Raw genomic sequence first — 14331 nt, 5'->3', positions numbered from 1 at the left:
GGGTCAGATATTTTTTTTCAACATGGCCACCGCATCAGCTTCCGGCATCTGGAACTGAACCCTGTGGCGTGCAGCCACATCGAGTGCAAACACCTTCGTGTACACTTCCGTCGAGCTTATCGACTTATGTCCCATCAGGCTCTGCAGCACCTTCAGCGGAATACCATTGTACAGCATATGCATGGCATAGGAATGCCGGAAAGTATGTGGCGTCACCGGGACGGAGAACGTCACGCCATCGGCTGCCGCGGCATCTACCGCTTCATTCAGCCAGGTACGCACTGTGCGGTCGGTAATTTCCCAGATACGTGCCTTCTCCATTCTGCCGGTACGTTTATTGCGACGCTCGAGCGGGATTTTCAGCGTGGCCACCATCATCTCCAGCTGGCTGACGTACTGTTTATCTGAAAGCGGCACCAGACGATGCGCCTGATTGCCGGCAGGCATTCTTCCGGCTGTTCTGGCCGCCTTTTCCGCTCTCTGTTTCAGGGTTGCCAGCTGCACAAACGAATAGGGCGGAGCCAGCGAAAAATCAGCCCGCGTCAAGGCCAGCGCTTCATTGATCCGTGCGCCGGTATTCCACAGAGTGGCCAGCAGCATTTTGCGGTGCAGATCCGGCACGTAATGGAGCAGGGCGCTCACTTCCGGCGCCAGCAGATACTTCGGCAGTTCGTCCTGGACGATCGCCATCTGACGCAGGGCCAGAGCGGCCGGATAATCGATGGCCACGGGTAGCAGGATTTTTTCCTGGGCGTAAACCTGTCCGGGAATAGAAGGGTAATTCATGATACCTCGGGTGTTTCATCACTTTCTGGTGAAAACGTCTGGCACTCCACGGAGCCATGAAAAGAGTGGAACTCATCCAGCGTAACCAGCACGCGACGACCACTCTTCCGGGGAAACATTCTCCGCATCTCAGGGGTAAGCTGGTTACGTTCCCATCCGTAAGGAAAGATAATGCTGTAGTCACTTCTCTCAGGGAAAATATCAGGGCCTGCGACGATACGAGCTACTTCCTGATTCAGACGCTCTCCACGCCAGCCATAAGCTGCCAGCCGTTTGCGGATACGACCGATCGGAAAACGTTTATCAGAGTGACGGGGAAAGGTCATTTTCCCGTCCTCACCTCGTATGAGGCCAAACATATCCAGCGACTGCCGGCAGAATATTTTTCGACCGAGAAAATACCCACTCATTTTTTCCATTACAGACTCCCGGAGTAATCATTTTATCAAAGTAAGTTACGCAGACTCACAATCGAATTTTTCCAGATGCAGGAACAAGCTCATCCAGAGTGCTGGCACAAACTTCCGTCAAAATGCCTTCCTCATGCTTAGCAATGATTTCGCTGACAGGAACCGAGCCTTCGAGCGTCCGGGTGTTCCTTGGGGGAGTTACAAAAATCCAGTCACCTGACATCTGAGCTCCAGCAACATTATCCTCATCGTCGCATTCTGATGGTTGCCATTCCCCGACTTCCTGTCCTTTATCATTGAGTAATACCGTGATGGTATCTCCACAACCTGAGGGCGAGTGCCGCATAGAAATATCGCCATACTCAGTCTCTAACTGGTGTGCAATCCCCCTGAGCTGGTCGAGCATTCCCATATCCACATTTAACAGGTTATTGTTGTCATCTTCTGCTTCGTTATCTCGCTGCAAATCATCCATTAATATCCCCCCGCTTATCCGGATATCAGAATCAAAATTTTTCCATTCCCGGTGTTTATTTATTGTTGAGAAATCCCGTCCTGCCCGACCTTCAGGGTGGACATGTTGTTTGTACTGGCGTGAAAGAAAGCGTTCTCATGTCAAACGGCTTCTTGCCTGCAGGCCTCAGCGTTTTTGCTGCAGTCATGTCAAAAAAGCGAGAGCCAGAACAAACAGCAGCGTCAGTATCTTGTCCTGCGTGGACAGTCCCAAAAACATCTGGATGATTCTCAGTAATAACTCACACATATCAACAAGCCCCTCATGATTCAGAATCTTTGAGGTCCGATAGTAAGGAGTTTGTACTTTGCGTATTTTGTAAAGTCCGGTAATGCCTCTGTCGAAGACTGAGCGCGCTTCCCCTGACACCGAATGAAACCATCACTCAGAGTAATCACACTCCCCGGCATAATATTTTGCCACGACCATCCTTTTCGCACGGTGCTGACTCTGTCCGGACATTTCTGTGTTAATTGATGCCGGTATTATCACCCTGAGTGACAGTACCGGGCGCATTCAGAATTTTCCCCACACCTCTTAGGAATTTTCTCACACCTGTAACACGGGTGATGATAACCATTGATGTAGTCCCTTACGAATATCATAACTCAGGTGATAATAAGTAGACGTATAACTACTGAGTTAAATTACCGGATGGCTGTTTTCGGGTGATCCGATTTTTTGCCTATTCACGACTTTCCGGAAGTGTACCACGGTCAGGGAATAAGCGAAGCGGTCTTTTCCGCCCCTGAGAACCTGGTCAGATAAAGAGGAATTAACACAACATATAGAAGATAATTCCGCTGATAGAGTGGCATATGTTGTGTTTCCTGGCCGCAGTGCGCCGGCGTGTGGAGGAAAGATCCGAGACTGCCTTTTTTCGGATCCCGGATGACAAAACGCATGATATTTCCTGTAAATGCAATTATTCATAACATTTATATTCATATATGTTAAAAGTGCGAAATTAGCATCAGTTGTTGGTTATTATTAAGATTTCAGCAACAAACCGTATCCCACCCGCTTCGTTAAAAAAACCGAAGGTCATCAGAAGCGCTCACTGATCGTTCCGGGCTGAGACGGTGGCAGCGTCACGGGTAATGTCTCTATTTTATTGGTCGTGAGGAAGGCCGGATAATGGCCAAACTAAGAAGCCATAGCATTGGGGGCAGCCTGCTGATCTGGTATGATCGAGCAGAGGCTCATCTCAATGAGCAATCCCCGCAACAAATTTTTTCGGGGTGCAACAGACCCTTTAGTGTCCAGGCCTGAAAAAAAAGAAAGCACGGTCTCTGAGAGACTACGGTCCTTACGCAACCATACCGGTTAGCGAGCTTTATATTTTCATTATGACTATCTGTATAACAGGGGAATGAATGTGATTAAAAAAATATGCGAAGTGATTGATGGAGAGTATGTCTGTGACATTGATATCAGTGTGGAAGAATGGAAAACTTTATTAACAAATGATAAAGTTTTTGACACAAAAAGTATTGCAGCGTTAAAAAAATGGTTTATTGAGCCAAATCATTCCTGCACATGCTTCGATATTGGTAAGAAGTACGACCTGCACAGCATGAGTGCTAATGGAGTCATAAACGGACTGGGTGGCAGAGTTCAAAAAGAACTTGGTAGATTCGAGGTTAAAGGTGTCGGAAATATCGCATCCGGTACAAAATTCATTACCGTAATGAAGAGTAAAGAAATCGGCGGAAAACCCAAAAGAAACTTATGGACAATTCGTGAGGAACTTGTTCAGGCAATTAACGAACTGGATTTTTTTGGTACAACAGAAATGGCCAGCAGTGAGTATTACTCTGACGATGAGTTGATCAATGCCATAGAGAAAAGTAATATCTTTGACAACGTTCAGACGTTTGAATATACAGGGGAAGCCAAACCAAAGAAAAATGCAATAGAAGTAAAAAATGGCCTCTCGTATCCCAGGAGTAAAGGCGTATCCCAAAATGCGCTGAATAAAGCAGGTTACAGATGTGAAGTCGATAGTGACCACCCAACATTCAGAAGGCGAAATTCATCCTTAAATTACACAGAACCTCATCACATTGTACCTATGTCCAGGCAAGATGCTTTTGACACATCTCTTGATGTTGAAGAAAATATCATATCTCTGTGTTGCAATTGCCATAAACAAATTCACCTTGGTCAGGGTTATGAAGATATGCTGAAAGAAATATACACTGCGCGAAAAAGGTTATTAAAAAAAGTTGGTATTGATATATCACTGGAAAACTTGATTCTTTATTACAAAATGGAAAGTAAGTGAGATTCAAACGAGAGTGATACCTTCGTTTTATTGGGCGGGATGAACAGCAGATGATGTTTCCGGCAAGTATCGGGTCCAGAAACTTTCTGTTAAAAAAGAGGTAAAAGTAGTCTTGAGCCCTGACTGCGAATTGCCATTGCGCATGACCAGAGAACAGGACGAACCCCTGCCAAACCCAGGCATGAGAAACACCTTTAAAACATAGACTTAATTAAAATCAGCAATTCCCATCGAAATAATAAGCAAGCAGAATTGGCTCAGGTGAATTTCACTCGGTGCAGTGCATGCGTTGGGGGGGGTAAAAGGAAAAACCCGAAATGAATCGGGTTTTGATTAATTAACGATTAACAGGTTCCCGTGCCCGGGAACACTCTGACTGTACGCGCAATATATTATTTCCGCAATCATTATTTTTGATTACCAAGCCATTTATTCATCTGCTCAATTTCACCTTTTTGAGCTTTAATGATGTCCTGCGCGAGCTTTCTCATTTCCGGATCTTTTCCGTATTTTAGCTCGGTCTCAGCCATTGCTATTGCCCCTTCATGGTGTGCTACCATGCCTTTCGCAAAAGCCTTGTCGGGATCGGACTCTTTTACAGCGGCCATCATTTTGTCATGCATACCTTTCATGCCGGACATATATTCCTGTGACGATGCCGATGAGGATATATCTGACATTTTCATTTCTGAATGTTCTGCGGAAATCGCTGGCAGGGATAACATCAGTATAACAAAAAGCGAATTTGTGATTTTCATATAATAAACCCTTTCAGATGGTTACCGGATAAGTTTAGCTGAGTCAGACAAAAAAGCCCCCTGAAAGGGGCAAAAAATAACAACATATCCGTATAAGGGACAATCTATCAAGGAAAGGGTAACCGCACGGAAACTTCAGTTGTCATCAGCCCGCATTGATCATGCGGCGGTGTGCATCAGCCATAGCCTGATGGGGGCCGGACTGACCGTTATTCGTAAATTCATGGGCAACAGCTGCTCTTTCATGTTCATTCATCGCCGCAAACGAAGTCGCCGGACGGGAAGCGTTAACGGTGCCAGTTCCCATCATCTTCTGATGACTTTCCGCCATTTTTTTATGTGCATCTGCTGAACTATTGTTCATGGTTTCATGAACAATAATAGCCTGTTCATGCTGATCCATACCGGCCATCCGTGGGGCTGCCCCCTGGATGGCGGCTGGAGTTGAAGAAGACTGCATCTGATGGGCCGGAGCCTGAGCATTATTGACACGCTCATGGATATTTACGGTTTCAGTGGCCCAGGCCGTAGAAATTAAGCTCAAACCTAACACTGATGCTAAGACGATATTTTTCATGGTAACTCTCCATTTCTGAATTAGTGATGTCCGTGAATTTCGATCTGTGTCCTCAGTAGTACAACTGACAACTCTACAGACCTTATTCCGCCGGGATGAGGCTTTAATACAACTCCTGGCTTGTGCTGATGCCGTGTATGGATGAAGTAATAATGCCTTCCTGATAAGTTGCACTAATTATATCGAATGGCTTCTGTTTGCTGCATGACAGGCTAATGACATCTTTGTCATTTAAATCTTTATTCTCAGTACTGGGTTTCCGGAATCATTTTCTCCAGTCTGGGCACGGATAGGATAAAACGAGTTGAACGTACGTCCGATTCCACCTGCACTCTTCCGTGATGTGCTTCCACGATGGACTTCACAATCGCAAGGCCGATGCCGCTGCCTTCTCCTTTTCGTTGTCTGGACGGATCTACCCGATAAAAACGGTCAAACAGCCTTGATAAATGCTCTTCAGGGATTGGTTTCCCCGGATTTTCAATCACAAGGTCAAAAAAGCTCTCCTGCTCTCTTATTGAGACGGTGATTGCCTGTCCCTCCGGGGTATAACGCAGGGCATTGGATAACAGATTATTGATCGCCCTTCTGAACATTTGTGGATCTCCCTCAACCAGGCAGGGCATCCCGTTAAATTTGAGCGTGATATTGCGTTCTTCGGCCCAGGCTTCGAAAAACTCGAAGACTTTCATGACTTCTGCTCTGAGGTCAAACCGGACCCTGTCAGGTATCAGCTGATTATTGTCCGCCTGCGCCAGGAACAGCATGTCGCTGACCATTTTGGTCATCCGGTTATACTCTTCAAGGCTGGAATAGAGGACATCCTCAAGTTCCTTCTGGGTTCGATCCTGACTCAGCGCGATTTCAGTCTGCGTCACCAGATTGGTGATGGGCGTTCTGATCTCGTGCGCGATATCGGCTGAGAAATTGGCCTGGCGGGTAAAGACATCCTCAATCTTTCCAATCATATGATTGAACGAGATAACCAGCTGCTCCAGCTCAATGGGAACGCGTGTCGGTTCCAGCCGCGCATCAAGATTCTCGGAGGTGATGTTTTTAATGGCATTGCTGACATTACGAAGGGGCAGGTGCCCCTGACGGACAGCGATGCGAATGATCAGAACAATCAGCAGGCTTATCACGACGGCGATCGCAATCAGATTTTTTTTCAGCGCATCGAGGTAATGGAGATGGAAATTAATGGAGAGACCAGTCAGCATGACATAGTTCTGCTGTTTGCCCTGAAATATCGCCTGGCCAGAGGAGGCGATAATCCGGTATGTTTCCATCTTCATTTCAGACCCGGTATCCATCGGTCTCGCAGGATCCTCCACCGTCCAGAGAAAGACATCCCGTGCGCGGCTGTGCTCGCTAAAATCTGCTGAATTCACGGCCGGGCGTAGTGCTGCCCCCTGCGCTGAACTAAAGAGCACCTCCCCCCTGGGATTGAGGAGCAAAAGTGCAACGTTGCGGTAGCTGGCGATCGATTCCTTTATTTTGCTTACTTTTTTTTCATCCGGATCTGCCGGGGACTGGAGTATACGGCTCAGTGTGGTGCTGATTTGTTGAAGATCGCTGACATCCTGCTCGGCAAAATGATTTTCAACAGAATGCAGCATAAACCAGGTGAAGGCGATAAAAGCCAGTATTGTGGACAGGCTGATAAAAAAGGTCAGCCGCAGCGCGAGTGAGAAAGGGCGTCTGGAAGGTTTGCTATGCATCCGGGACCTCCAGCATATAGCCCACGCCCCGGACTGTCTGGATCAGCTTTGTCTCGTAATCGTTGTCTATTTTAGCGCGGAGTCGCTTTACGGCGACATCAATCGCGTTAGTGTCGCTGTCAAAATTCATGTCCCAGACCTGAGAGGCAATCAGGGAGCGGGGAAGAACCTCTCCCTGATGGCGAATGAAAAATTCCAGCAGGCTGAACTCTTTACTGGTGAGCATAATGCGGTTTCCGGCGCGACTGACTTTTCTGGATACGAGATCAATCGAGAGATCAGCCACCTTAAACTGGCTTTCCGTGATCATCGTGCTTCCCCGCCTCAAAAGGGTTCTCACCCGGGCCAGCAGTTCGGCAAACGCAAAGGGTTTAACCAGATAATCGTCCGCACCCAGTTCCAGTCCTTTGACCCTGTGTTCGATCGTGCCGAGGGCCGTCAGCAGTAAGACCGGCATACCCTTTCCGGCAGTGCGCAGCATGCGGATGATATCCCAGCCGTTCACATCAGGCAGCATGATGTCCAGAATGACTAAATCATACTCAGCTGTCATGGCGAGATGATATCCGGTAAGACCATTATCAGCGTGATCCACTACGAACCCTGCCTCTGTAAGTCCTTTGCTGAGATATTCACCTGTTTTAATTTCGTCTTCGACGATCAATATTTTCATCTTGCTCCCCGGCTGGCTGCTAAGGTCATTCTATTGCGCCCACGATCGTTATCAACGGATTACAGCAAAAATGACAACATTGTCATTATCCTGTCACCCGGCAAACAGAGAGCGTTCGGTAAAGTACTCCTATCAATACTCTGGACTTCATTTGGACCATTTACCAGGTCTGCCTGGACGAGAAGCGTTATGTTCAAATTAAAATTACTCAGCATTAGCACGATATTCATCCTGGCCGGTTGTGTCTCTCTGGCGCCAGAATATCAGCGCCCGGCAGCACCGGTACCCCAGCAGTTTTCACTGTCCCGAAACAGCCTGACGCCAGCAGTGAATGGTTATCAGGATACGGGCTGGCGTAACTTTTTTGTCGATCCCCAGGTTACACGGCTGATTACTGAAGCCCTGAATAATAACCGTGATTTGAGAATGGCTGCCCTGAAGGTTGAAGAGGCCCGGGCCCAGTTCAACGTCACGGATGCAGATCGTTATCCCCAACTGAATGCCTCATCCGGGATCACCTACAGCGGTGGTCTGAAAGGCGACAAGCCGACCACACAGGAGTATGACGCGGGTCTGGAACTCAGCTATGAGCTCGATTTTTTTGGCAAACTTAAGAATATGAGTGACGCTGATCGGCAGAACTACTTTGCCAGCGAAGAAGCCCGTCGGGCCGTACACATCCTGCTGGTCTCCAACGTTTCACAAAGCTATTTCAGCCAGCAACTGGCGTACGAACAACTCCGTATTGCGCGGGAAACGCTGAAAAATTATGAACAGTCCTATGCTTTCGTTGAGCAACAACTGGTGACCGGGAGTACGAACGTTCTGGCGCTTGAACAGGCCAGAGGACAAATCGAAAGTACCCGTGCCGAAATAGCCAAACGAGAAGGCGATCTGGCTCAGGCAAACAATGCCCTGCAACTGGTGCTGGGAACGTACCACGCACTTCCGTCAGAAAAAGGGATGAAAGACGGGGAGATCGCGCCAGTAAAACTGCCACCAAACCTGTCCTCACAAATTTTACTGCAGCGCCCGGATATCATGGAAGCGGAATACCAGCTAAAAGCGGCTGATGCCAATATTGGCGCAGCGCGAGCGGCATTTTTCCCGTCCATTACCCTGACCAGTGGCCTTTCCGCAAGCAGTACAGAGTTGTCCAGCCTCTTTACGTCAGGAAGCGGAATGTGGAATTTTATCCCCAAAATTGAAATTCCTATTTTCAATGCCGGCAGAAACAAAGCCAATCTGAAACTGGCTGAAATTCGCCAGCAACAGTCGGTGGTTAATTACGAACAAAAAATCCAGTCGGCCTTCAAGGATGTTTCCGACACGCTTGCCCTGCGCGATAGTCTTAGCCAGCAACTCGAGGCACAGCAGCGTTATCTTGATTCACTCCAGATAACCCTCCAGCGGGCCCGGGGATTATATTCAAGTGGTGCAGTCAGCTACATAGAAGTGCTGGATGCAGAACGCTCGCTGTTCACTACGCAGCAAGCCATTCTCGACCTTACCTATTCCCGACAGGTTAACGAAATTAATCTGTTCACCGCGCTGGGTGGCGGTTGGATAGAGTGAATTATATTCAACATATCAGGAAATTAAAAATGCGTAACTCACTTAAAGCCGTTTTATTTAGTGCCTTCTCTGTCATGTTTTCTGCCGGTCTTCATGCTGAAACACATCAGCATGGCGATATGAATGCTGCCAGTGATGCTTCGGTACAGCAGGTTATCAAGGGCACCGGTGTCGTTAAAGACATTGATATGAATAGTAAAAAAATCACCATTTCGCACGAAGCAATCCCTGCGGTGGGCTGGCCTGCAATGACCATGCGCTTCACTTTTGTTAATGCAGACGACGCTATCAATGCCCTGAAAACCGGCAACCATGTCGATTTCTCGTTTATTCAGCAGGGCAATATCTCCTTACTCAAAAGCATTAACGTTACGCAATCCTGATTAACAGTCCGGAGCGAATACATCCAGTGCGCCTGAACATTCATTAAGGGATTACTGAGAATGAACGATCGGGCGCATATGCCAGGTGTTTTGATTTTTCAGCGAGAAATTGTATGGCTTCTTTAAAGATAAAATATGCTGCAATAATTATCAGCAGCCTCATAGCAGGAGGGCTGATATCGGTTACTGCCTGGCAGTATGTAAACTCATCACCAAAAACAGTACAAACAGAAAAAACGGCACCGGAGCGAAAGGTACTTTTCTGGTATGACCCGATGAAACCGGATACCAAATTTGATAAACCCGGAAAATCTCCCTTTATGGATATGGACCTGGTGCCAAAATATGCTGATGAAAGTGGCGAGAAAAGCGGTGGCGGGATCCGTATTGATCCAACGCAGGTTCAGAACCTGGGATTAAAAACGCAAAAAGTCACGCGCGGAATGCTGAATTATTCTCAGACGATCCCGGCTAATGTCAGTTATAACGAGTATCAGTTTGTCATTGTGCAGGCGCGCTCTGACGGTTTCGTCGAAAAAGTGTATCCCCTGACGACTGGCGATCATGTGAAGAAAGGAACACCGCTTATCGATATCACCATTCCTGAATGGGTCGAGGCGCAAAGTGAGTTCCTGCTGTTATCCGGTACAGGCGGTACGCCAACCCAGATAAAAGGGGTGCTGGAGCGACTTCGTCTGGCTGGTATGCCGGAAGAGGATATTCAAAGGCTGCGTTCAACCCGCACAATCCAGACCCGTTTTACCATTAAAGCACCTATTGATGGTGTCATTACTGCATTTGACCTGCGCACCGGCATGAATATTTCGAAAGATAAGGTGGTGGCTCAGATTCAGGGGATGGACCCGGTCTGGATCAGCGCTGCAGTGCCGGAATCTATCGCCTATCTGCTGAAAGATACGTCGCAGTTTGAAATTTCGGTACCGGCTTATCCGGATAAAACATTCCATGTCGAAAAATGGAACATTCTTCCCAGCGTGGATCAGACAACCCGTACGCTTCAGGTCCGTCTCCAGGTATCTAATAAGGATGAGTTTCTCAAGCCGGGCATGAATGCCTATCTGAAACTGAATACCCAAAGCCAGGAGATGCTGCTGATACCAAGCCAGGCCGTTATCGATACCGGCAAAGAACAGCGCGTGATTACTGTTGATGATGAAGGCCAGTTTGTGCCGAAACAGATCCACGTTCTGCATGAATCACAGCAACAGTCCGGCATTGGCTCCGGCCTGAATGAAGGTGATACCGTGGTGGTCAGTGGCCTGTTCCTCATTGACTCCGAAGCCAATATTACGGGCGCGCTGGAACGTATGCGCCACCCTGAAAAAACAGAAAACAGTATGCCAGCAATGTCTGAGCAGCCTGTAAATATGCATTCAGGGCACTGAGGAGACGACGATGATTGAATGGATTATCCGGCGCTCTGTCGCCAACCGTTTCCTGGTCATGATGGGCGCACTGTTTCTCAGCATCTGGGGCACATGGACGATAATTAACACGCCGGTCGATGCGCTGCCTGACCTGTCAGATGTGCAGGTCATTATTAAAACCAGCTATCCCGGACAGGCCCCGCAGATTGTAGAAAACCAGGTCACCTATCCGCTTACCACCACCATGCTGTCCGTACCTGGCGCAAAAACCGTGCGTGGTTTCTCACAGTTCGGGGATTCGTATGTGTATGTCATTTTTGAAGACGGGACCGATCTGTACTGGGCCCGTTCGCGCGTGCTGGAATACCTGAATCAGGTTCAGGGCAAACTGCCTGCGGGTGTGAGCTCTGAAATCGGTCCGGACGCCACGGGAGTGGGCTGGATATTTGAATATGCCCTGGTCGATCGCAGCGGAAAACACGACCTTTCAGAACTGCGTTCTTTGCAGGACTGGTTCCTGAAATTTGAACTGAAAACCATCCCGAACGTGGCGGAAGTAGCTTCGGTTGGCGGCGTGGTGAAACAGTATCAGATCCAGGTCAATCCGGAGAAATTGTCCCAGTACGGTGTCAGCCTGCCTGAAGTGAAACAGGCTCTTGAATCGTCTAACCAGGAGGCCGGTGGTTCATCCGTTGAAATGGCCGAAGCGGAGTATATGGTCCGGGCCAGCGGATATCTTCAGACCATTGATGATTTCAATAACATTGTCCTGAAAACCGGCGAGAACGGTGTACCGGTTTATCTGCGGGATGTTGCCCGCGTGCAGACCGGGCCTGAAATGCGGCGAGGTATTGCCGAACTGAACGGCCAGGGGGAAGTCGCCGGCGGCGTGGTGATCCTGCGGTCGGGTAAGAATGCGCGCGACGTTATCACGGCAGTGAGGGATAAACTGGACACGCTGAAGGCCAGCCTGCCGGAAGGTGTTGAAATTGTGACCACCTACGATCGCAGCCAGTTAATCGATCGGGCCATTGATAACCTCAGCTACAAACTCCTGGAAGAGTTTATCGTGGTGGCCATCGTCTGTGCCCTGTTCCTGTGGCACGTACGTTCTGCCCTGGTGGCAATTATTTCTCTGCCGCTAGGCCTGTGTATCGCCTTTATCGTCATGCACTTCCAGGGACTGAACGCCAATATTATGTCGCTGGGAGGGATTGCGATTGCCGTCGGAGCGATGGTGGATGCCGCCATTGTGATGATTGAAAATGCGCACAAACGGCTTGAGGAATGGGATCATCAGCATCCGGGTGAGCAGATTGACAACGCCACCCGCTGGAAGGTGATTACCGACGCCTCCGTGGAAGTGGGACCCGCACTGTTTATCAGCCTGCTGATCATCACCCTGTCCTTTATTCCTATCTTTACCCTGGAAGGTCAGGAAGGACGTCTGTTTGGACCGCTGGCATTCACGAAAACGTACTCCATGGCGGGCGCGGCCGCGCTGGCCATCATCGTCATTCCGATTCTGATGGGATTCTGGATCCGGGGGAAAATTCCTGCCGAGACCAGTAACCCCCTGAACCGGATGCTGATAAAAGCGTATCATCCATTACTATTGCGGGTCCTCCACTGGCCAAAAACAACCCTGCTGGTTGCGGCCTTGTCTATCTTCACGGTTATCTGGCCACTGAGCCAGGTGGGCGGTGAGTTTCTGCCGAAGATCAACGAAGGTGACCTGCTTTATATGCCGTCAACGTTGCCAGGTGTCTCTCCGGCAGAAGCAGCGGCGCTCCTGCAGACCACGGATAAGTTAATCAAAACCGTTCCTGAAGTGGCCTCTGTATTTGGCAAGACCGGTAAGGCAGAGACCGCAACGGATTCCGCGCCACTCGAAATGGTGGAAACCACCATTCAGCTGAAACCTGAGGATCAGTGGCGGCCAGGCATGACGATTGACAAGATTATCGATGAACTTGATAAGACCGTCCGTCTGCCTGGTCTGGCAAACCTCTGGGTGCCGCCAATCCGTAACCGTATTGATATGCTCTCAACAGGGATCAAAAGCCCGATAGGTATCAAAGTGTCCGGAACGGTTCTGTCCGATATCGATGCGACGGCGCAGAGTATCGAAGCAGTAGCCAAAACGGTACCGGGCGTGGTGTCTGCCCTGGCTGAGCGACTTGAGGGTGGGCGCTACATCGATATCGATATCAATCGGGAAAAAGCCTCCCGCTACGGAATGACGGTGGGCGATGTGCAGCTGTTCATCTCATCAGCCATCGGCGGCGCGACGGTAGGGGAAACGGTTGAAGGCGTGGCCCGGTACCCGATTAATATCCGCTATCCGCAGGATTACCGGAACAGTCCACAGGCGCTGAAACAGATGCCGATCCTGACCCCGATGAAGCAGCAGATCACGCTGGGCGATGTTGCGGATATTAAGGTCGTTTCAGGGCCGACTATGCTGAAAACGGAAAATGCCCGTCCAGCCAGCTGGATTTACATTGACGCGCGCGGCAGGGATATGGTGTCGGTGGTTAATGACATTAAAACGGCGATCAGTCAGAAAGTGAAACTGAGACCGGGTACCAGCGTGTCATTCTCCGGACAGTTTGAACTGCTTGAGCATGCCAACAAGAAACTGAAGCTGATGGTGCCGATGACGGTGATGATCATCTTCATTCTGTTGTATCTGGCATTCCGCCGGGCTGATGAGGCCTTACTTATTCTGATGAGCCTGCCGTTTGCGCTGGTAGGCGGGATATGGTTCCTGTACTGGCAGGGCTTCCATATGTCAGTGGCGACCGGCACCGGGTTTATTGCCCTGGCCGGGGTGGCAGCAGAGTTTGGCGTGGTCATGCTGATGTATCTGCGTCATGCCATTGAAGCGCACCCGGAATTGTCCCGTAAAGAGACATTCACACCGGAAGGTCTTGATGAAGCCCTCTATCATGGTGCCGTATTGCGTGTCCGGCCGAAAGCCATGACCGTGGCGGTGATCATTGCGGGCCTGCTGCCCATACTCTGGGGAACCGGCGCAGGTTCAGAGGTCATGAGCCGTATTGCGGCCCCCATGATTGGCGGGATGATCACGGCTCCGCTGCTGTCCCTGTTCATTATTCCTGCCGCCTACAAACTCATCTGGCTGCGCAGACATAAAAAGAGCGTGTCATAACCCTGAAAGGGCACCCCTGTGGGTGTCCTTTTGCATAAATTCACCCTGGCATCAGGGTTTATATCGATAACATACAGAGGTGAG

General features: G+C 49.3%; 12 protein-coding genes. 5 read left to right on the top strand and 7 right to left on the bottom strand.

Annotated features, from left to right (window positions below; genetic code table 11):
- Positions 1-3: 3 nt before the first annotated feature.
- Genes HV243_RS25000 through HV243_RS24990 form a run of 3 tightly spaced genes read right to left on the bottom strand, consistent with a single transcriptional unit; the run spans position 4 to position 1671 of the window.
- The gene (locus tag HV243_RS25000; protein ID WP_057064182.1) at positions 4-786 is read right to left on the bottom strand and encodes a site-specific integrase; all 783 of its coding nucleotides are present in this window, start codon (positions 784-786) and stop codon (positions 4-6) included.
- A complete protein-coding gene (locus tag HV243_RS24995) occupies positions 783-1205 on the bottom strand; it encodes a hypothetical protein (RefSeq protein WP_057064181.1) in 423 nt (140 codons plus the stop codon). Before HV243_RS24995 ends, HV243_RS25000 begins: the two co-directional genes overlap by 4 nt.
- 46 nt (positions 1206-1251) lie before the next feature.
- On the bottom strand, positions 1252-1671 hold the full coding sequence (locus HV243_RS24990; RefSeq protein ID WP_086530008.1) for a hypothetical protein: 420 nt from the start codon (positions 1669-1671) through the stop codon (positions 1252-1254).
- A 1417-nt stretch (positions 1672-3088) separates the two neighbouring features.
- On the opposite strand from HV243_RS24990, the gene HV243_RS24985 reads away from it, so the two are divergent.
- Complete coding sequence (locus tag HV243_RS24985) at positions 3089-3997, top strand: HNH endonuclease (protein ID WP_007374408.1); 909 nt, start codon at positions 3089-3091, stop codon at positions 3995-3997.
- Between the two features lie 407 nt (positions 3998-4404).
- Here the strand turns inward: HV243_RS24985 and HV243_RS24980 are convergent, their stop codons facing one another.
- The 4 genes from HV243_RS24980 to silR all read right to left on the bottom strand — a co-directional run bounded on the left by HV243_RS24980 (position 4405) and on the right by silR (position 7726).
- Complete coding sequence (locus tag HV243_RS24980; RefSeq protein ID WP_007871800.1) at positions 4405-4755, bottom strand: DUF305 domain-containing protein; 351 nt, start codon at positions 4753-4755, stop codon at positions 4405-4407.
- A 145-nt stretch (positions 4756-4900) separates the two neighbouring features.
- Entirely contained in the window at positions 4901-5332 is a 432-nt protein-coding gene (locus tag HV243_RS24975) for a hypothetical protein (RefSeq protein WP_053263389.1), read from the bottom strand.
- A gap of 245 nt (positions 5333-5577) precedes the next feature.
- Positions 5578-7053, bottom strand: coding sequence for a copper/silver sensor histidine kinase SilS (silS, locus tag HV243_RS24970; protein ID WP_053263388.1), 1476 nt, complete (start codon positions 7051-7053; stop codon positions 5578-5580).
- A complete protein-coding gene (gene silR / locus HV243_RS24965) occupies positions 7046-7726 on the bottom strand; it encodes a copper/silver response regulator transcription factor SilR (protein ID WP_032716635.1) in 681 nt (226 codons plus the stop codon). The genes silS and silR overlap by 8 nt, the downstream gene beginning before the upstream one ends.
- Before the next feature lie 189 nt (positions 7727-7915).
- On the opposite strand from silR, the gene silC reads away from it, so the two are divergent.
- The 4 genes from silC to silA all read left to right on the top strand — a co-directional run bounded on the left by silC (position 7916) and on the right by silA (position 14247).
- Positions 7916-9301 carry a Cu(+)/Ag(+) efflux RND transporter outer membrane channel SilC gene (gene silC, locus HV243_RS24960; protein WP_032716634.1) on the top strand — a complete coding sequence of 462 codons (1386 nt, stop codon included), beginning with the start codon at positions 7916-7918 and terminating at the stop codon, positions 9299-9301.
- 29 nt (positions 9302-9330) lie between these two features.
- Positions 9331-9684, top strand: coding sequence for a cation efflux system protein CusF (gene cusF / locus HV243_RS24955; RefSeq protein WP_032716633.1), 354 nt, complete (start codon positions 9331-9333; stop codon positions 9682-9684).
- A gap of 113 nt (positions 9685-9797) precedes the next feature.
- On the top strand, positions 9798-11090 hold the full coding sequence (gene silB, locus HV243_RS24950) for a Cu(+)/Ag(+) efflux RND transporter periplasmic adaptor subunit SilB (RefSeq protein ID WP_086530009.1): 1293 nt from the start codon (positions 9798-9800) through the stop codon (positions 11088-11090).
- A gap of 10 nt (positions 11091-11100) precedes the next feature.
- Positions 11101-14247 (top strand): Cu(+)/Ag(+) efflux RND transporter permease subunit SilA, encoded by a 3147-nt coding sequence (gene silA, locus HV243_RS24945; RefSeq protein WP_032716631.1) that lies wholly within the window; start codon positions 11101-11103, stop codon positions 14245-14247.
- Positions 14248-14331 lie beyond the last annotated feature (84 nt).

It is taken from the genome of Citrobacter sp. RHBSTW-00599 (assembly GCF_013784065.1).
GTDB classification, from domain to species: Bacteria; Pseudomonadota; Gammaproteobacteria; order Enterobacterales; family Enterobacteriaceae; genus Citrobacter; species Citrobacter braakii.
The sequence above is the reverse complement of the archived record's forward strand: the minus strand, read 5'-3'. Positions and strand labels throughout refer to the sequence as shown.